The organism is Streptomyces sp. NPDC088732, assembly GCF_044751205.1.
Lineage (GTDB): Bacteria > Actinomycetota > Actinomycetes > Streptomycetales > Streptomycetaceae > Actinacidiphila.
Genome location: NZ_JBIVLI010000003.1, coordinates 473,719 through 492,202, shown reverse-complemented (window position 1 = coordinate 492,202; position 18,484 = coordinate 473,719). Strand labels below are relative to the sequence as shown.

Here is an 18,484-nt window from a genome sequence, read left to right as displayed (position 1 = left end):
ACCTTATCTATTATGTGGCGCGCTGAGGGAGGCGATGCAACGGTGACAGCACCGCGCAGTGAGCCGGACATCATTCACGACGTCCTGGGAATCGGTTTCGGGCCGTCAAATCTGGCTCTGGCCATAGCCATCGAGGAGTACAACGCCCAACATCCGGCGTCCCGGCGGATCGAGGCCCGATTCCTGGAGCGGCAGCCCCGCTTCGGATGGCACCGCGGCATGCTCATCGACGACGCGACGATGCAGGTGTCCTTCCTCAAGGACCTGGTCACCATGCGGAACCCGACCAGTGACTTCAGCTTCCTGTGCCACCTGCGCGAGAAGGGGCGGCTGGTCGACTTCCTGAACCAGAAGACGCTCTTCCCGCTCCGCGTCGAGTTCCACGAGTACTTCGAGTGGGCCGCCGCCCGTCTCGCGCACCTGGTCGACTACTCCTCCGAGGTGGTCTCGATCACACCGGTCCGGGGCGCCGGCGGCGAGATCGACCACCTCGACGTGGTGTGCCGGGACCCCAGGGACCCCGGCCGCACCGTCACCCACCGGGCCCGCAACATCAGTGTGGCCGTCGGCCTCGAACCGCACCTGCCGCCGGGCACCGAGCTGTCCGAGCGCGTCTGGCACAACAGCCAGTTGCTGCCGCGCGTCGCCGAGCTCGCCGCGAGCGGCGAGCCGGTGCGCCGGGCCGTCGTCCTGGGCGCCGGCCAGAGCGCCGCCGAGGCGGTCGACTACCTGCACCGCACCTTCCCCGACGCGGAGGTGTGCGCGGTCTTCGCCAAGTACGGCTACACGCCGGCCGACGACAGCCCCTTCGCCAACCGGATCTTCGACCCCGAGGCGGTCGACGTCTACTACGACGCCCCCTCCGAGGTGAAGCAGTCGCTCTTCGACTACCACCGCAGCACCAACTACTCGGTGGTCGACATGGACCTCATCGAGGCCCTCTACGCGACCTCCTACCGCGAGAAGGTCCAGGGCCGCGAACGGCTCCGCTTCCTGAACGTCTCGCGCATCCGGGCGGTGGACGTCCTGGACGAACGCCTCGACATCAGCGTGGAGTTCCTGCCGACGGGGGAGCACAGCACGCTGCCGGCCGACCTCCTCGTCCACGCCACCGGCTACCGCTCCAAGGACATCTCCACCCTCCTCGGGGAGTCCGCGAAGATCTGCCTGCGCGACGACGGCGACGCCGTCCGGGTCGGCCGCGACCACCGTGTCCAGGTCGCGCCCGAGGTGACCGCGGGCATCTACCTCCAGGGCGGCACCGAGCACACCCACGGGCTCGCCTCGACCCTGCTGTCCACCACGGCCGTACGGGCCGGGGAGATCCTGGACTCGCTGGTCGCCCGCCGCCGGCAGACCGTCCCGGCCGGACCGCACGCCGGCTGACAGCGGGGGCGGCCGTCAGCCGTCCCCGTGCGGGTGGAGGAGCAGCAGGGCGATGTCGTCACTGCGGGCGGTGGACCGCGCGGCCGGGCGGACGAGCGTCTCCGCGAGGAGTTCGAGGCCACCGTCCGCGGCGTCCCCCGCGTCCGCCAGCCGGTCCCCGAGCCCGGCGACGGCCTCCCCGAGGTCCACCCCCGGCGACTCCACGAGGCCGTCGGTGTACAGGGCGAGCACCGCCCCCGGCGGCAACGCGATCTCGGTGGACGGGTAGTCGGCCGCCGGATCGATGCCCAGCAGCAGCCCCGGCGGCAGATCGAGCACCTCGGTCCGGCCGCAGGGGTGGCGGAGCAGCGGGGGAGGGTGGCCCGCCGTCGCCAGCCGGGCCCGATGGCGTGTCAGGTCCAGGTGGACGTACAGGCAACTGGTGAACAGGCCGGAGTCCAGATCGGTGAGGACCCGGTTCGTGCGGGCCAGGACCTCGCCGGGCGGCGCGCCCGCGGTCGCGTGGACGGCGGTGCGGACCTGCCCCATCAGCACGGCGGCGTTCACATTGTGGCCCTGGACGTCGCCGATCGCCGCCGCCGCGCAGTGCGCGTCCAGGCGGATGACGTCGTAGAAGTCGCCGCCGATCCCCATGCCGCGACCGGCCGGCAGATAGCGCGCCGCGACGTCGAGGCCCGCGACGCGGGGCAGCACCTGCGGCAGCAGCCCGGCCTGCAGCGCGTGGGCGAGGCGGTCCTTGGCGTCGTACAGCCGGGCACGGTCCAGCGCCTGGGCGACGAGCCCCGCCACGGAGGTCAGCAGGGTGCGCTCCTCCTCGGAGAAGGGGCGGGGCCGGTCGTAGCCGAGCACCAGCGACCCCACCGGACGGCCGGAGGTGATGAGCGGCAGGAACGCCCATGCGCTCATGCCGTCCCGCACATCCGTCAGCGGATGTGCCCGTTCCAGCTCCGCCCGGTCGCTGTAGAAGCAGGAGACGCCGGTGGCCAGGACCTGCGCGGAGGGCGTCGGCGAGGTCAGCGGCACCCCGTCGATGCGGTCCACCGACGCGGCGGGACACCCGCGGTGGCCCATGACCCGCAGCCGGCCCCCCTCCGCGGTCATCAGCGCGAGGGCCTGCGCCCCCAGGGCGGGCAGCAACTGGTCCGCGGTCTGCTCCACCACGTCCTGCACCCCGACGGCCTCGGTCAGGGTGGCGGCCAGGTGCATCAACGGGTAGAGGCCGTCGGCCCGTCCGGGCTCGGCCGGTGGCGCGGGCCGCAGCACCCCCGACGGGTTCGAGGCGACGTCGGCGGGCACGAGGCGGATGCTGACGCCCCAGCCGTCCGCGTAGAGGTGGAAGGCCAGCCGCCGGTCCGGGGGCCGCAGCGCCGTGAACGACACGGGCTCGCGGCTGACGAGCGCGCGGCGGTAGTGGTCCTCGACAGCCGGCCCGTCGAGCCACGGCAGCGCCTGCCAGAGGGTCGCGCCCAGCAGCTCGGGGACGCCGGTGCCCAGGAGTTCGGCGGCGCCGGTGGTGACGAACGCGATGCGGCCGTCCATGTCCAGCGTGCAGCTGCCGCCGGGCAGCCGCTCCGCGAAGTCCGCCGCGGCCTGCGCCTCCGCGGGCCAGACGGTCCGCGGTCGCGGGGGCGGCAGCACCCGCGGATGCGCCCCGGCCCGCACCGGGCGGCCGTCCGCCGCGGCCTGCCGCAGCAGTTCGCCCAGCCGGCGGCAGGTGCGGTCGATCGCCTCGGCCTCGTGCGCGCTCATCCGCGACGGACGGGAGCCGGGCCACTGGAGCACCAGCCCGCCCCACGCGGTGCCGCCCGAGGTGACCGGGGCCGCCGCGAGCAGGAAGCGGTGCGGCAGCACCAGCGCCAGCCGCGGGTAGTGGCGCGCCAGTTCCTGCGGGCTGCCCAGCCAGACCACGCGCCGTTCGCGCACGGCGTCGGCCACCGGGGCGCGGTCGGTCAGTGCGACCCTCGCCCACGGTGCGGCGATCCGCCAGGACAGTCCGGTGAGCGCCGCCAGGCCCAGCACGCACGCGCCCTGCTCCAGCAGGTACACCGCCCCCACGGACGCCCGGGTCTCCCGCACGACCTGGATCAGCGCGGGGACGACCGCGTCCGGGCCGCGGTCCGCGCCCTCGCCGCCGCCACGCACGCCCTCCACGGTGTCACCGGCTCCCGGCCGTGCCGAGCGGGGGAACCGGCGCCCGCGGGGTTCTCGCCGGTACCCGGGGCACCGCGCGCGGACACACGGCGCGCCGGCACCGGCGGCCCCGCGCAGCGGAGTCCGGTCCTGCCGCACCGCGGCTCTCGCACCGGCCGTCACTCACATTCGGACCCTATGTCCGCCCCGGTGGGACGGCACCCCGGCGGCGCGGCGCCCGGTCCGGTGCCCCGACGCGTCGCGGACCCCGTACATCCGACGGAACGCGCGACGCGCGCGTCATCATGCCCCCATGCGTACCCGCCCCGCGGCCACCGCGCTGGCCGCCGCAGTCCTGACCGTTTCGTCATGCGGCGGCGACGGCGACGTCGAGCCCGCGCACCGCCTGGACGGCCCGGCGCAGCACGCCTGCGACCTCTTCGCGCACGGCTACAAGGAGACCGGGACCGTCGACGCCCGGTCGAAGCTGGCCGCACGGGTACGCGCGGCCGCGAAGACGTCCTCCGTCGACCCGGTCCGCGAGATGGCCGGCGCACTCGTGCGGGGCGCCACGAACGACGCGCGGACGTGGCAGATGGGCGCCGACGCCTTCGCCAAGGCCTGCCTCGACGCGGGCTGGACGGCGGGCTGAACGCCCGGAGGGCGGCCAGGTCGCGGGCCGCGTCCCCCGGCACGACACAGCGGCTCCTGAGCGGTGCGGCGGGGCCGCGTGTGGCACGGTGGGCGGGCAGACCGGCACATCACCGAAGAGGAGCCCCCGTGTCCAAGCCACCGCTTCCCGAAGCCGCGATCGCCATGCTGAGCAAGCCCAACCACGCGGTCCTCGCGACGCTGCGGGCCGACGGCCAGCCGGTGTCCACCGCGACCTGGTACCTGTGGGAGGACGGCCGGGTCCTGATCAACCTGGACGAGGGCCGCAAGCGGCTCGAGCACATCCGCGACGATCCCCGCGTCACGCTGACCGTGCTGGACAAGGACGACTGGTACACGCACGTCACGATCATCGGCCACGTCGCGGAGCTGCGGGAGGACAAGGACCTCGCCGACATCGACCGGCTGGCGGAGCGTTACCTGGGCAAGTCGTACCCGATCCGGGACCGCGTGCGGTACAGCGCGCTGATCGAGGTCGACCGCTGGCACGGCTGGGGCACCCAGAAGGACAACGACCAGATCGGCTGACGGCCGCCCGCCCGCCGGGGCCGCGCAGGCGCGGCCCCGGCTCACAGCACGGCGTCCGCGAGGCGCGTGACCTCGCCCGGATCGGCGAGGGTGGGGACGAGGAGCAGCTCGTCGGTGCCGATGCCGGCGAAGGCCCGTACGGTCGACCCGATCGCGTCCGCCCCGCAACTGACGCCGGCGGCGACGGCCGATGCCATCTCCTCGCCCGCGGTGCTGTAGTAGTCGTGGACGTTCGCGTGGCCCGTGTCCGGGTCGCCGATGGCGTAGTACGCCAGCGCCACGAGCCGGGGCGAGCCCGCGCGTCCGGCCTCCCGCCAGGCCGCCCGGACCGCCTCGAACGCTTCTGCCACCGCCGCAGGTCCCGTCGAGGCCCCGATGAAGCCGTCGGCGATCCGCGCGGCGCGCCGGTACGCCTTGGGGTTGAGGCCGCCGAGCAGGATCGGGATGTCCGCGCGGGTACCGGCGGGCACCAGGCGGTTCTCGGCCCCCGGCGGCGCCTCGCCGCGCCAGATCCTCCGGTACTCCTCGATGTCGCTCTCCATACGCGCCGCCCGGCTGCGGGGGTTCGCGTCCTCGCTCAGGAAGTCGTCCGTGCGGCCGCCGAGGCCGAGCCCCAGGGTGAAGCGGCCGCCCGAGACGCCGTCGATGCCGGCGACCTCCTTGGCGAGCAGGACCGGGGGCCAGACCGCGCCGATCAGGATGGAGCTGATCAGCCCGATCGAGCCGGTCGCGCCCGCGGCCGCGGCAAGGGCGACGGTGTCCAGCACGCCGGGATAGCTGAGCCGGCCCACCGATCCGAGCGAGGAGAAGCCCGCCCGCTCGGCCTGCGCGGCCCAGGCGGGCACCACGGCAGGCGGCACGTCGCGTACCTGGTTGGGCAGTCCGATGCCGATCTTCATGGGTGATTCCTCCTGTGTGCGGTGCTCCCGTTGCGTGCCTGCGGCACCGGTCCGCCGTCACCTGCGGGTGACATGGCCCGGGGGACAGGGCGTGGTCGGTGAGACGGGCGGACCGCCGGCAGCCGGCGTCATCGGCCAGGCGTGGAGAAACGGGACCGGGACCATCGAGGTGGGAGGGAAGCCCGGCCTGGCGGCGTCGAGATGGGCATCCAGGCTCAGTGCGCCACTGATGAGCGCCAGATGCGTCAGCGCCTGCGGGAAGTTGCCCAGTTGCTCACCGGTCAGCCCGATCTCCTCCGAGTACAGGCCGAGATGGTTGGCATAGGTGAGCATCTTCTCGAAGACGAGCCGGGCCTCGTGCAGGCGGCCGGAACGGGCGAGGGCCTCGACGCACCAGAACGTGCAGGCCGAGAAGGTGCCTTCGGACCCGAGCACGCCGTCGGGGGAGGCGGAGGGGTCGTAGCGGTACACGAGGCCGTCGGACACGAGGTCCTTGGTGATCGCGTCCAGGGTCGAGAGCCACCGGGGGGCCTGCGGGCGGAGAAGCCGCTCGCACTCCTCGGGCGGGACGACGCGGGGCGGCCCGTCGGCGAAGGCCTCCAGCACCAGGCCGCGGGTCGCACCGGCGCGCAGCTCCACCGTCATGCACACGTCGCCGGCGCGGATCCGCCGGTCGCCCACGCACTCGTCGCCGGGGGCGTCCACCACATGAACGGTCATCTCCCGGTCCCGGCCGGCGAAATGCCAGCCGCCCATGGACGTGGTGACCTCGTGCGGTTGCCGGCCGTAGTCGAACCGGGGGGCGATGTCGATGTCGAAGGTGATCTCGCCGCGTGTGCAGCGCATCATACGGACCAGCCGGTGACGGTCCGTCGGACGGCTCGGCGACGCGGGCGGCATGAAGTCCACGACCGAACCGACGCCCTGCTCGGTCATGAACCGGGTGAGCAGCACACAGGTGTCCGGGTGGTAGAGCTGCTTCGCCGCATACGTCGGGGCCTGGGGCGTGATCGTCCAGTGGCCGCCGTTCTCGCTGTCGAGCAGGGCTCCGAAGATGCTCGGCGAGTCGAAGCGCGGGCTGCAGAACCAGTCGATCGTCCCCTCGGTGGAGACCAGCGCGGCGGTCTGGAGGTCACCGATCAGCCCGTGGTCCCCGATCAGCGGATGCTCGTCCATGGGGCCTCTTCCCATGCTGCCTGCCCTCGGCCGTGACGCGGCAGGTGCCCGGCCGTGCCGCTCGCCCGCACCGCGCGCCCCACCTCCAGACTGCGCGCCATGCCACGGGTTCGCATCACTCCCGCAGGCGGACCGGGCGGGCACCTGCGGTGGGCCACCGCGCTTGCCGGGACACCCGTACCGGGTGATCCTGAAAGGGAGCCCCGCGCAGGCGGGGGCCCGCACCGCCCGCGGCCGTGCGGCGGGCGACCTGCACCCGACCGCACGGGGTCAGGCACCTGTTCACCGCCTATGACCTGGCAAAAGACCAGCTCTATGGGCACATCAAGAAGACCAGGAACAGGTCGAAGTTCCTCGAGTTCTGCCGCTACCTACGCTCACTGCACCCGATGGACGTGCGCATCGCGATCGTCTGCGACAACTGTGAGGATCGTGGTGTGCCGCATGGGGCCGGAGCTTGCCCCGTACGCCAACTGGCCTCAGCTGCCTCGGAGTAGATCTGTCGGCCCCGGCCTCCCGCGGTGCTCGCTGCCGCCGGCCCGCTGGACGTGTCCCGATAGGGGCTTGCTGCACAAAGCACCGGCACGCCCGTTTTGTCGCTGGGTGTCAATGACACAGGAGCCGGGGAGTGGACCGCCAGCGCGAACCGGCGGGCGAACCGTCGGGTGCCCAGGTGGCGCGCCCGCGTCAGGGTTGGGGACGGCGCTGCGCCGTCCCCAACCCTGACGTCAGACCTCGAGCTGCAGCGACATGTACAGACGGGTGCCTGCGGGCCGGAAGCCGACGCGCTCGTAGACGCCGCGCGATCCGTCACCCGAGTACTCCAGCCAGACCGAGCGGGCTCCCCGGGCGAACATGGCCTCGGCCAGCGCGGCGGTGACCGAGGCGGCGATGCCCCGGCCGCGGTGGGCGGGACGGGTGCCCACCCCGGCCAGTTCGGAGGTGCCTACGGCGGGTGCGGAACAGGTGGCCGCACCGGCGCAGCCGCCATCGGGTGCCCGGACGAACCGGACCGCCCCGCCGTTCTCCTGGGTGCGGCGCAGCCGGGCCGCACCCTCCGGGGTAGCGGAAAATTCTCCGGAGAACGCCTCGGCCAGGGCGCCGTCGATCGCCGTGTACTCCAGGTCGGTGGCCGGGGTCTCGACGTTGTGAAGGCCCGGCGGCCGAGTCAGCGTAGCGGGAGTGCAGGTCAGGTACTGGTGCACTGCCTCGGTGGTGAAGCCCGACCGCTGGAGGGCGGCCTCCACGGCGGGTGCGGAGTCCGGGGCGAACTCCAGCCGGGGCTTGAGACCGCGCTCGTGGAACGCCCCGATCAGCGCGACGATGTCCCGGTCGGTGGGGCTCGCGCCCGGCAGCGGGGTTGCGTAGTTGATGTACGGGCTGGTGGTACCGGGGTCGAATCCCACGACGAATCCGCAGACTTCGCGCACCACGGGGCGGCGGCGGAGGTTGGCGACGGCAAAGCTCTGGACATCGATGTCCACGGTGATGATGACCTCACGTTAAAAGGCGTGACATTGACGGCGGTGCGTCAGGCACCGCATTTTGGGGCCGCCGTGAGGAGACGTCAGTCGCACTGGCCGCCCGCGCTGCCACAGAGGCAGGCGGGTCAGTGCTGACGGCGGCCGCTGGGGGACGCCGTGATCATGGCCTCAGTCCTTGAATAATCCGTGAGTCAGGTGAGCCGGATGACTCAGCCCGTACATTCCCACACCCCTTCGAAGATCGGCAAGAGATTTAGCCCTGCCGGGCAGCAGGGGGCTCACCGCTGCGTTGCGGGCCCTGGACGGGCCCCGCGTGTGGGGGTGTCGACAACGGGGAACCCGGGAGAAGGCGCAGGCCCCAGCCGGCTGGTCACCCTGAATACGACCCAGGTGGCGCCTCACAAGAGGGCGAACGTTGCCTGATGCGGCACTAGTCGGAGTTCTCCCAGACCAGAACCCCGGGACCGTCAGGGGTCAGCACCGGGACCCAGGCCTCGTCGGCCTCGGACAGACGGGACTCGTCGAGCACCAGCGGCGTCGGGAAGAGGTCGTCGCGGTTCGCGGAGCCGCGGACGAAGAAGGCGACCGCGGCCCTCAGCCGGCCGAGCAGGTCCGCCGGCCAGTCCAGCCGCCTGGAACCCCGCCCCTTCAACTCCCCGACGAAGATCGCCTTCAGGTCGTCGTCCAGGTCCCGCCCGAGCAGGGGGATCAGGTAGCCCTCCTGCTCGTACTGGACGCAACCGAATCCCCCGCCCTGGTTCTGGTAGACCACGCCGGTCGGCGCCGCCACGATGACGTGCACCCAGCCCTGGCCCGAGCCGGAGCCGTCGGGGTCCAGGAAGATGTACCGCTTGCCGTCGTCCGCATCAGCCACACGCGGGAGCCTCGCACACGCGTCAGGCTCCGTGCCGGCGACGAGGAGAGACGGGGCGATCGTGGGGGACGGGGTGTCGCGTACGAAGGCGCCGTGGTCCAGGGGGATCCGGTACGGCGCCCTCTTCGGAGGGCTGGCCGCCGGGGTGTCCGTGACCGTGATCGGGCGGGCGTGGGCTGCTTGCGACGTCGGCGTCAACGCCGCGTCCGGCAGCACGGTGTTGCTGCTGCTCGCCCCCGTCGTCCGGGTCGCCGCAGCGGTTCCGTGGGTGCTGTTGCAGGGCACCCTGGGCCGACGTCATCAAGGGGCGGTACTGGCCGCGGGGCTCGTGCTGACCGTGGGATTCACCTGGTTCCTCGTGACGTGGCTCGGCATGCCGGACTCCTACCCCGATCCCGTGTGCCCGGGCAACGTCCCGCCCTGGTGGCCGGGTTTCATCCCCGCGTGACGGGGTGACCCGTCGGTGCCGTCCGGATTCAATCGACGACCCCGATGGAAAACTGACCGAAAACAGCCTTCCTTGGGCCTGAATGAGTTCCTGATACGCATGCCGGTGGTGCCGGCTCGCGGGCGGATACAATTTCGACGTGAATATGTCAGGCATCACGTGCGTCGGCCCTCCGTCTCATTCCGGTTCACCTCGTATGCACATCGAGGTCCCTCTGGCACATGAGCGGCGCGACGAGTTGCTGGGACAGCGCTGGCGGACCCTGAACGACAACCGCCCTTGGCAGGTGCATTCGTTGCGGGTTCCCCGGCAGTACACGACGGGCCATTACCGGTGCTGGCTGGAATCGTCCACGATCGGGGATATCGGGGTGAGCGAACAATACGGCGACGCGGTGGAGGGCGTCGTCGGTATGAAGCGGGCCGCGGAGCGGCGCACGGTGGTCCACATCATGCGGAGCGGCGGGCTGAGCCTCACGGACGCGGGCCGCACCGTTCAGGTCCCACCGGGGACGCTGTGCGTACGGGACGCGCAGGTCCCGCGGGAGTTCGCGTACCGGCCCGGTTCGCGGGCGCGGGTCCTGCTGCTGCCGTCCGAGCACCTGACCGCGACGGGACTCGACCGGCTGCCGTCGCTCACGCTCATTTCGCAGAAGGCCCCCGAGGCGCGGCTGTTGATGGGACAGCTCCATCTGATCCGTGAGACGCGGGCGGATTTGAGTCCGGCAGGTGTCCGGGCCGCCCAGCAGTCCGTGCTGCAATTGCTGGCGGGCGCACTGATGGCGCGTGGGATATCCGCTGATTCCGCTCTCCGGCCTTCGCTCCGTACCGCCGCCCGTGACTGCGTCGAAGCCCGGCTCCTGGACCCGCAGCTGTCCCCCGCCGAGATAGCGAGGACGCTTTCGGTCTCCGTTCGCACATTGCACCGGGCGTTTGCCGACGTCGACGAATCCCTGATGGCCTATGCGCGGCGGCGCCGTCTGGAGCGGGCCCGCGAAGAACTCGTCGCCATGGACGGGAGGTACACCGTCTCCTCCGTCGCGGCTCGATGGCACTTCGCCGATGTGAGCCACTTCAGCCGCGCCTTCAAGCGGCAGTTCGGCGAGAACCCGAGCTCGCTCGCCCGCTGAGCGAGGCCCGTGGGCCGGCAGCGGAAGGCCGCCGCGTCCCGCCGAACCGGGGTTCGGCGGGACGCGGCGGCGCGCGCGGGTGGGTCCTAGTGGGCCGACACCGGGGTGGTGACATTGCTGAAGGTGTTGGCGCCCGCGGCGTTGCCCGCCGAGACCGGGCCGTGCGTCCAGATGCCGAAGACGTTGCCGGCGATGGTGTTTCCCGTGATCTGGAGGGACAGCGGGTCCACGGTGCTCACCAGCACACCCGTGGTCCGCAGAGCGTCGCCGGCGCCGGTGGCGGTGTCCCCGACGGTGTTGTTGGTGCCGATCTGGTTGGTGGCGATGACGTTGCCGCCCAGGTCCACGCCGGACGCGGTGCCGTGCACGGCCACGGCCGCCCAGCCGTTGCCGGTCACGACGTTGCTCTGCACGGTGTTGCCGTAGACCGCGCCGCCGGGCACGGCCGACGCGAGGGTGACACCTCCTCCGCCCGCCTCGAGTCCGTTGTCGTAGATGTTGTTGCCGGAGACGGTGTTGCCGATGACGCCACCGGCGCCGGGGGCGCGCACGCCGCCCGGAGCCGCCGCGCCGTTGCGGGAGACCAGGGTGAAGCCGGACCCCGAGGCGTTGCCGTGCACGGAGTTGCCGCTGAAGCTGCTGCCCGTCGCGGGACCGGTCTCGTCGCTGATGACGATCCCGGAGCCGTTGCCGCTGACGGTGCTGGACAGCACGGTGGCGTTGGAGCTGCCGAGCAGGTGGATGCCTCCGCCGCAGTCGCCGGGCTCGGCGGGCGTCCCGCACGAGGTGTAGGCGTTGGCGACCACGTGCGGGCCCGTGCCGGTGTTGTTGCCCGAGACGATGACGTTCGCGATGGTCGTGTTCTTCACGCTGTTGACGAGGATCCCCTCGCCGACGGCGTTCTTCACCGTGAACCCGGTGACCGTGACGTCGGGTGCGCTGATCTCGATCCCGTTGATCAGGTTGCTCGCGTCGATGGTGACGTTCGAACGGGCCTCGAGGGCCAGCGGCTTGGTGACCGCGACGTTCTCGTGGAACGTGCCGTTGCACACGACGACCCGGCCGCCGCCGGCGACCGCCTTGACGGCCGCGTTGATCGAGGTGAAGGCGGGAGTGCTGCAGCTGGTGTTCGCCGCGGAGGCGACGGCGGACGGCGAGACGTAGACCGTCTGCGGGAGGGTCTGCGGCAGGGAGAAGGCGTAGAGCTTGTTGTTGTCGCCCTTGGCGGGGAAGAACGGGCCCATGTTCTGGGTGTGGTAGCCCGAGCCCCAGTACACCGAGCCGTCCACGATCGACGCGCCGCCGAGGACGGCGCCCCCGCTGGGGAAGCCCCACTTGATCGAGCCGGTCGCGGCGTCCATGGCGTACATGTTGTTGCCGGCCGGATTCGTGGAGCCGCCGTAGACGACGCCGTTGGCGCTGGACACGAAGGACATGGGGGCCGCCGCGTCGGGCGTCGCGGTCTCCCACAGGACGGTGCCGGTGGCCGGGTCGAGGGCCGCCCAGAAGCCGCCCGTGGTGGTCGACTTCTGCCCGGTCGCGGACGTCAGCGTGACGGAGAGGTGGTTGGTGTTGGTGTTGGCGACGTAGATGCGCTTGCCGTCCACCGCCGAGCCCCACTGGAGACCGCCGAGGTTGCCGCCCGGGCCGACCGCCGTGGCCCAGACGATCTTCCCCGTGGCCGGGTCGAGCGTCCAGTACACGCCGCTCTTCTGGCCGATGCCGAGCAGGTCGGTGGCCTTGCCGTTGACCGTGGTGGTGAACAGGTTGGGCGAGGAGCCGAAGTCGAAGTCGTCACCGAAGCGCTGGCCGACGGTCCAGGTGTCGGCGGTCAGGGTCTTGGTGGCCCAGACGATCTTGCCGGTGTGCAGGTCGAAGGCGACGATGGAGTCCTGGTAGTTGTCGGCCGCCCCGGGATCGCAGTCGGTCTCGTCGGGGGAGGTGCACACGCCCGGCGGCACCGTGTAGTTGTTGCCCGTTCCGACGTACACCAGGCCGGTCTTCGCGTCGACCACCGGGTTGCTGCCCCACACGGCGCCGCCGGTGTAGCCCTCGGGGATCACGTAGGTCTTCCACAGCTGCTTGCCGGTGACTGCGTCCAGGGCGACGACGCTGCCGCGGAACGTGTACGGCGGGGCGAACCGCTCGGCCTTGGACGACACGCCGACATAGACGACCCCGTCGGCGATGACGGGCGACGACGTCACGATGGCGGCCGGGTCCGCGTCGATCCGGGTCTTCCAGAGCCCGGCACCGCTCACGGCGTCGATCCCGAAGAGGAACGCGCCGGCGGTGCTGTTGCTGCGCTGCTCGCCCGAGCCCGTGACGAGCGTGCCGTTCCAGTACGCCGGGGTGAGCCGCGAGATGTCTCCCGCGATCCCGGTGTAGTCGCTGATCCGGTGGCTCCAGATCTTCTGACCGGTCGTCGACTGCACCTTGTAGAGGTTGCCTGCCCAGTCCGGCGCGTACACGTAGCCGCCCACGACGGTCGGCGTCGCCGAGACGCTGTCCCCCGTGGTGAAGGTCCACTTGGTCTTCAGGCCGGCCACGTTGCCGGTGCCGATGGTGCGCTCGGACGCCGAGTTGTGGGTGTCGGCGAGGTCGCCGCCCGCGTACGGCCAGTCGGACGCGGCGGCCGTCGGGGCGACCGGGGCCGCGGCGGTCGCGGACGGTGCGGCCGTCGCCGTGACGGCGGTGGAGGGCAGGGCCAGCGTGAGTCCGGCCATCACCAGCCCTGCCACACGGGCACGCACCCGCCCTCGCCCTGCGCGGGCGGACATGCGGGGTATGGACATGAAGAAGAACCTCCCGATCCTTGCTGATCTTGCGATCGAGAGCTTAAGGACCCTCTGCCGTCCGGCCGGAGCCTTGAAAGGGCGGTCCGCGGCGCTGTGCGCGAGCGGAACCGGGACGGGCGCGGCCTTGTTCTCCGGAACAATGCCGACGGCGTTTTGCGGGCGCGCGGCGAATGCGTCCTCATCGGCCGGATGGTTCCCCGCAGTTGATCGCGCGCGCGAAACGCGAGCCCGTCTCCAACGCCGGGAGAGTTGCGGAGCGCCCGAACAGGTGCCCAACAGGCATTCCCCGTACGGGAAACGCGGAACCGGGCAGTGGAATGATCCGCCCAGCGGACATCGGAATTCTGTGAACAGGCCCTGCGGATCAGGGTCCTGCCGGCCTCATGGGGCTTGTGACCTGCGTTGGTTCCGGGAAATCGGTGCCGCCGCACGCAGGTGCTTCCAGCCGTGACGGAAGCGAATCGCGAGTGCCGCGCCGGGCTCGGGAGACGGCCCGGCGGAACCGCGTCAACGGCACGCAATTCCGCACGACGTCCGCCGTTTCCGCCTGGCGCCTCCCCGACCCCGCCGGCAATTCCGGCCCAGCCTGTCGCCGGATTGCGCCGATTTCCCTGTGCGATCAGGGGGTGACGTATTCCGGAAAAGTGATTCCCGTCAACGGGAGACCGGGATGCGGCACGTGGGGAATGCGCGCGGCGGTCCTCCGTGCATTCGCCGGAATCCTGACGAGTGTGGCACGGAAGTTCATGTGCCTGGCACGGGACTTCCAGTACGCGGCGCTGCTGCCGTCAGGACGTCTCGTGGAGCGCGCCCCCGTCGGCCGCCCGCCGGATCCCGCTGACGCGCGTCTCACCGGCGGGTGCCACAGCCGGGCCGGGTTGGGGGGCTGGGCACCGGCCGCCGGACGAGCGGGCCGTCGCCGTTCCGCCCGGCGCGGCCGAAGGTGCGGTCGTCGCAGTGGAACGCCCCGGCGAGCGGGCGGGACCATCACGCCGTCGAAGTCGGGCCCGGAGCCGTACACGGGTGGCCCCGGGTATCGCGGGCGTATCGAAAACCGCATACGCCCTCGCAACAGCCGTTCGTTTCCCATGGGGGCATGAACCACAACGCAGCCCTGCCGGTGCCGCCGCGCCGCGCACGCGGGATCGTGTTCCCCGGCCTCGCGGTCCTCGCCCTGGCAGGTGCCGTGTTCGCCGTGCGAAGGCCGCTCATGATGTCCGCCCCGATGTGCGTGGCCGGGCGGTGGCACGGCTGCTACGACACGTTCAACGGCGTGGTGCTCATGACCCTGGTCGCGGTGCCGCCGGCCGTGCTGGTGGTGTGGGTCCTGGCGCGGGTCCGGCGTGCCGCGGGCGCCGGACGGGCCTGGGCGTGGCGTGCGTCGCTGGCCGAGGTGGGCATGGTCCACGGGACGCTGCCGCTCGTCTGGCTGACGATGATGCCGGGCGCCGGGCCCGGGGTCGCCCCCCGCCGGGTGAGCCTGGTCCCGCTGCGGGACCTGGTCACCATGGGCCCGCTCGGGATCGCCGGGAATCTGCTGGTCTTCGCGGCGCTGGGGTACTTCGCCCCGATGCGGTTCGCGGTGCTGGCGTCCGTGCCGAGGGTCCTGGCCCTCGGGGTGGGGTGCTCGGTCCTGGTCGAGACGGCCCAGTACGTGCTGTGGCTGGACCGCGTGTCGTCCGTGGACGACGTACTCGTCAACGCCGCGGGCGCCGTGCTGGCCGCGCTCGCGTCGCGGCGCCGGTGGCGCTCCGGGGCGGAAGCGCCGTCGCAGGATTCCCGCGCCGTGCCGTCGGCGGCCGGCTGACCCGTCCGCCGGCTGCGCGCGTCCCCGCGATACACCGGCGATATGCCGGGCTGCTTAGGCTTCCGGCATGCGTGTACTGATCGTGGAGGACGAGCCCTTCCTCGCGGAGGCCGTCCGGGACGGTCTCCGGCTGGAGGCCATCGCCGCCGACATCGCGGGCGACGGTGACTCCGCCCTGGAACTGCTCGGCGTCAACTCCTACGACCTGGCGGTCCTCGACCGGGACATCCCCGGCCCCTCCGGGGACGAGGTGGCCCGGCGCATCGTCGCCTCCGGCAGCGGCATCCCGATCCTGATGCTGACCGCCGCCGACCGGATCGACGACAAGGCCTCCGGGTTCGAGCTCGGTGCCGACGACTACCTCACCAAGCCGTTCGAGCTGCGGGAGCTCGTCCTTCGGCTGAGGGCGCTCCACCGCAGACGTGCGTACGCCCGGCCCCCGGTCCACGAGATCGGCGGCCTGCGGCTCGACCCCTTCCGCCGCGAGGTCTTCCGCGACGGCCGGTACGTCGCGCTCACCCGCAAGCAGTTCGCCGTGCTGGAGATCCTCGTCGCCGCCGAGGGCGGCGTCGTCAGCGCCGAGGAACTGCTGGAGCGGGCCTGGGACGAGAACGCGGACCCCCTGACCAACGCCGTGCGCATCACCGTCTCCGCGCTGCGCAAGCGGCTCGGTGAGCCGTGGCTCATCGCCACGGTGCCGGGCGTCGGCTACCGCATCGACGCCGGCGGCACGCATGCGTAGACCCCCGGGGCTCAGCGTCCGGATGCGGCTCACCCTCAGCTACGCCGGGTTCCTCGCGGTCGCCGGCGCCCTGCTGATGGGCGTGGTGTGGGCCTTCCTGCTGCGCTACGTCCCCGACACGCCCCGGGGCCTGCTCGGGATCTCGCCCAACCGCTACCTCCTGGTGCACACCTTCGTCCCGGCCGCGGCCGTCGCGATGGCCTTTTTGCTCGTGTTCGGCCTCCTCGGCGGATGGCTCCTGGCGGGCCGGATGCTCGCACCTCTGACGCAGATCGGGGACGCCGCGCGCAGGGCCGGTGCCGGGTCGCTGTCGCACCGGATCCGGATGAAGGGCCGCCAGGACGAATTCCGCGAACTCTCCGACGTGTTCGACACCATGCTCGAACAACTCGAGTCCCACGTCGCCGCGCAGCAGCGTTTCGCCGCGAACGCCTCCCACGAACTGCGCACCCCGCTGGCGATCTCGCGGGCGCTCCTCGACGTCGCCCGCAAGGACCCCACGCGGGACCGGGACGAACTCATCGAGCGCCTGCACGCCGTCAACACACGGGCGATCGACCTCACCGAGGCCCTGCTCCTGCTCGGCCGCGGCGACCGCGGCACCTTCCCCCGCGAGGGCATCGACCTCTCCCTCGTCGCCGAGGAGGCCGCGGAAACGCTGCTCCCCCTCGCCGAACAGCGCGGGATCACGCTCACCGTCACGGGCGGGGCGGCCCGTACGAGCGGCTCCGCGGAACTGCTGCTGCGGGTGGTGACGAACCTCGTCCAGAACGCCGTCGTGCACAACCTCCCGGCCGGCGGCACCGTGACCGTGCGCACCGAGGCGCACGGCGGCACGAGCGTGCTCCGGGTCGGGAACACGGGCCGCCCGATCCCGCCGGACCTGGTGCCGACGCTCACCGAACCCTTCCGGCGCGGAACGGAACGCGTACGCACCGACGAGCACGCGGGTGTCGGCCTCGGTCTGGCCATTGTGCACAGCATCGTCCGCGCCCACGATGGGACCCTCGACCTCGTCGCCCGGCCCGGCGGCGGTCTCCTCGTCACGGTTCGGCTGCCCGGTATGCCCCTCGCCGCCACGGGACGACGCCCGCCCCGGACGACGGCCTAGGGTGGCCCGCATGTACTCCACACAGGTCTCGTGGCACGTGCGCGCGGCGCCCGCCGCGGTGTACCGGGCGCTCCTGGACCCCCGGGCGGTGGCGCGCTGGCGCGTACCGGCCGGCATGAGCGGGCACGTCCACGCCTTCGACGCCCGCGAGGGCGGCCGCTTCCGGGTGTCCTTGACGTACGACGGGCACCGGGGCGAGGGGAAGTCCGGCGCGCACACGGACACCTACCACGGGCACTTCGCGCGCCTCGTGCCGGACGAACTGGTCGTCGAGATCCTCAAGTTCGAGACGGACGACGCCGCACTGCGCGGCGCCATGACGATGACGACGTCGCTCACCGCGGTGGAGGGCGGGACCGACGTCGTCATCGTGCACGAGGGCATTCCCGACGCCGTGCCCCGCGAGGACAACGAGACGGGAACGCGGATGGCCCTGGAGAACCTGGCCCGGCTGGTCGAGGGCGCCGGGCCCGAGTGAGGGCCGCCGGGCCGTCGCGCGCGGGCCGGCGGGATCAGGCGCCCGTGCCCGCCTGGAACGGGCCGATCCGCGGCACCGAGGCCTTGCCGGTGTTGGAGACCTTGCCGCCGTTCCACGGCACGCGCAGGGACGTGCGCTCGTCCGGCGGCGTGACGAGCACGGCGGCCGGGACCACCGTGGTCGCACCGGAGATGTCCGGGTTGCTGAACGTCATCGGCGCCCAGGCGCTCGCGCCCGGGGCCAGGGTGATCCGCTGCTTGGCCATGCCGGTCTGCCGCTCGGGGTCCACGGTCACCTGCCGGCCCGCGCTGTCGACGAACGCCAGGCCGGGGAAGCCGTAGACGGTGCAGGTGCGGGAGGACCGGTTGGTGAGCACGACCGGGAAGTTCTCCTGGCCCGCGCCCGGGTTGTTCGCGCCGATGGAGGCACGCAGGTCCGCGGTGTGGCAGCGGGTGCTCGCGGCCGCCGTCGTGCCGGTGCCGGTGGCGGGGCTCGACGGAGCCGCCGGGGTCGCCGGGGTCGTCGCGGTGTCGTCCGACGAGGTGCCGGAGGACTGCGAGGCCGGGGCGGAGGCGGCCGTGTCACCGCCGGCCGGGCTCGCGGAGCCGGGCAGGTTCTGCGGGGCGCCCGCGCCGGTGCCGCTCTTCCCGCAGCCGGTGAGGACCGCCATGGCGAGCGCCGCGCCCACCAGCAGGGGGATACCGGCCCGCCTGGTGCGGCGGGCGCCGTGCCGCTGCGCCGGGTCTCCGTCGTGGAGGTGGTTCACCACGTCTGTGCCTTTCTTCGTCCTGTGGTGCGGCCGTGACGTCCCGTCCGGTCGGC

At 72.3% G+C, this 18,484-nt stretch carries 15 protein-coding genes and 3 pseudogenes; 10 read left to right on the top strand and 8 right to left on the bottom strand.

All coding sequences use genetic code 11. From position 1 onward, the window contains the following. Positions 1-42 precede the first annotated feature (42 nt). Positions 43-1,386, top strand: coding sequence for a lysine N(6)-hydroxylase/L-ornithine N(5)-oxygenase family protein (locus ACIP9H_RS07680; RefSeq protein ID WP_401582279.1), 1,344 nt, complete (start codon positions 43-45; stop codon positions 1,384-1,386). A gap of 15 nt (positions 1,387-1,401) precedes the next feature. Here ACIP9H_RS07680 and ACIP9H_RS07675 read toward each other — a convergent pair whose 3' ends face one another. Further along, positions 1,402-3,537, bottom strand: a complete 2,136-nt coding sequence (locus ACIP9H_RS07675) for a SpoIIE family protein phosphatase (protein WP_401582277.1) — start codon at positions 3,535-3,537, stop codon at positions 1,402-1,404. 292 nt (positions 3,538-3,829) lie between these two features. On the opposite strand from ACIP9H_RS07675, the gene ACIP9H_RS07670 reads away from it, so the two are divergent. Beyond that, positions 3,830-4,168, top strand: coding sequence for a hypothetical protein (locus ACIP9H_RS07670; protein ID WP_401582275.1), 339 nt, complete (start codon positions 3,830-3,832; stop codon positions 4,166-4,168). A gap of 128 nt (positions 4,169-4,296) precedes the next feature. After that, the gene (locus ACIP9H_RS07665; RefSeq protein ID WP_401582272.1) at positions 4,297-4,716 is read left to right on the top strand and encodes a PPOX class F420-dependent oxidoreductase; all 420 of its coding nucleotides are present in this window, start codon (positions 4,297-4,299) and stop codon (positions 4,714-4,716) included. Between the two features lie 41 nt (positions 4,717-4,757). Here ACIP9H_RS07665 and ACIP9H_RS07660 read toward each other — a convergent pair whose 3' ends face one another. The 3 genes and pseudogenes from ACIP9H_RS07660 to ACIP9H_RS07650 form a co-directional block, all read right to left on the bottom strand. Further along, on the bottom strand, positions 4,758-5,615 hold the full coding sequence (locus ACIP9H_RS07660) for an LLM class flavin-dependent oxidoreductase (protein ID WP_401582269.1): 858 nt from the start codon (positions 5,613-5,615) through the stop codon (positions 4,758-4,760). 198 nt (positions 5,616-5,813) lie between these two features. Continuing rightward, positions 5,814-6,260 (bottom strand): annotated as a pseudogene (locus tag ACIP9H_RS07655) (glycoside hydrolase family 15 protein); the annotation flags it as partial. A gap of 78 nt (positions 6,261-6,338) precedes the next feature. Beyond that, positions 6,339-6,791 (bottom strand): annotated as a pseudogene (locus ACIP9H_RS07650) (trehalase-like domain-containing protein); the annotation flags it as partial. 227 nt (positions 6,792-7,018) lie between these two features. On the opposite strand from ACIP9H_RS07650, the pseudogene ACIP9H_RS07645 reads away from it, so the two are divergent. After that, positions 7,019-7,213 (top strand): annotated as a pseudogene (locus ACIP9H_RS07645) (transposase); the annotation flags it as partial. 306 nt (positions 7,214-7,519) lie between these two features. Here ACIP9H_RS07645 and ACIP9H_RS07640 read toward each other — a convergent pair. After that, a complete protein-coding gene (locus ACIP9H_RS07640) occupies positions 7,520-8,275 on the bottom strand; it encodes a GNAT family N-acetyltransferase (RefSeq protein ID WP_401958097.1) in 756 nt (251 codons plus the stop codon). 430 nt (positions 8,276-8,705) lie between these two features. Then, positions 8,706-9,149 carry a DUF6210 family protein gene (locus ACIP9H_RS07635; protein WP_401958094.1) on the bottom strand — a complete coding sequence of 148 codons (444 nt, stop codon included), beginning with the start codon at positions 9,147-9,149 and terminating at the stop codon, positions 8,706-8,708. Between the two features lie 73 nt (positions 9,150-9,222). On the opposite strand from ACIP9H_RS07635, the gene ACIP9H_RS07630 reads away from it, so the two are divergent. Beyond that, on the top strand, positions 9,223-9,597 hold the full coding sequence (locus tag ACIP9H_RS07630) for a hypothetical protein (RefSeq protein WP_401582264.1): 375 nt from the start codon (positions 9,223-9,225) through the stop codon (positions 9,595-9,597). Positions 9,598-9,793: 196 nt separating this feature from the next. Beyond that, positions 9,794-10,726, top strand: a complete 933-nt coding sequence (locus ACIP9H_RS07625; RefSeq protein ID WP_401958091.1) for a helix-turn-helix domain-containing protein — start codon at positions 9,794-9,796, stop codon at positions 10,724-10,726. A gap of 86 nt (positions 10,727-10,812) precedes the next feature. Here the strand turns inward: ACIP9H_RS07625 and ACIP9H_RS07620 are convergent, their stop codons facing one another. Further along, positions 10,813-13,521 (bottom strand): PQQ-binding-like beta-propeller repeat protein, encoded by a 2,709-nt coding sequence (locus ACIP9H_RS07620; protein WP_401958088.1) that lies wholly within the window; start codon positions 13,519-13,521, stop codon positions 10,813-10,815. 1,099 nt (positions 13,522-14,620) lie between these two features. On the opposite strand from ACIP9H_RS07620, the gene ACIP9H_RS07615 reads away from it, so the two are divergent. The 4 genes from ACIP9H_RS07615 to ACIP9H_RS07600 all read left to right on the top strand — a co-directional run bounded on the left by ACIP9H_RS07615 (position 14,621) and on the right by ACIP9H_RS07600 (position 17,662). After that, a complete protein-coding gene (locus tag ACIP9H_RS07615) occupies positions 14,621-15,331 on the top strand; it encodes a VanZ family protein (RefSeq protein WP_401958086.1) in 711 nt (236 codons plus the stop codon). 67 nt (positions 15,332-15,398) lie between these two features. Then, positions 15,399-16,073, top strand: coding sequence for a response regulator transcription factor (locus tag ACIP9H_RS07610; RefSeq protein ID WP_401582257.1), 675 nt, complete (start codon positions 15,399-15,401; stop codon positions 16,071-16,073). Then, on the top strand, positions 16,066-17,184 hold the full coding sequence (locus tag ACIP9H_RS07605; RefSeq protein ID WP_401958083.1) for a sensor histidine kinase: 1,119 nt from the start codon (positions 16,066-16,068) through the stop codon (positions 17,182-17,184). The genes ACIP9H_RS07610 and ACIP9H_RS07605 overlap by 8 nt, the downstream gene beginning before the upstream one ends. A 10-nt stretch (positions 17,185-17,194) precedes the next feature. Continuing rightward, positions 17,195-17,662: an SRPBCC family protein gene (locus ACIP9H_RS07600; RefSeq protein WP_401958081.1), complete on the top strand. Its 468-nt coding sequence runs from the start codon at positions 17,195-17,197 to the stop codon at positions 17,660-17,662. Between the two features lie 34 nt (positions 17,663-17,696). On the opposite strand, the gene ACIP9H_RS07595 is transcribed toward ACIP9H_RS07600, so the two are convergent. Continuing rightward, the gene (locus tag ACIP9H_RS07595; protein WP_401958079.1) at positions 17,697-18,431 is read right to left on the bottom strand and encodes a DUF4232 domain-containing protein; all 735 of its coding nucleotides are present in this window, start codon (positions 18,429-18,431) and stop codon (positions 17,697-17,699) included. Positions 18,432-18,484: the final 53 nt, after the last annotated feature.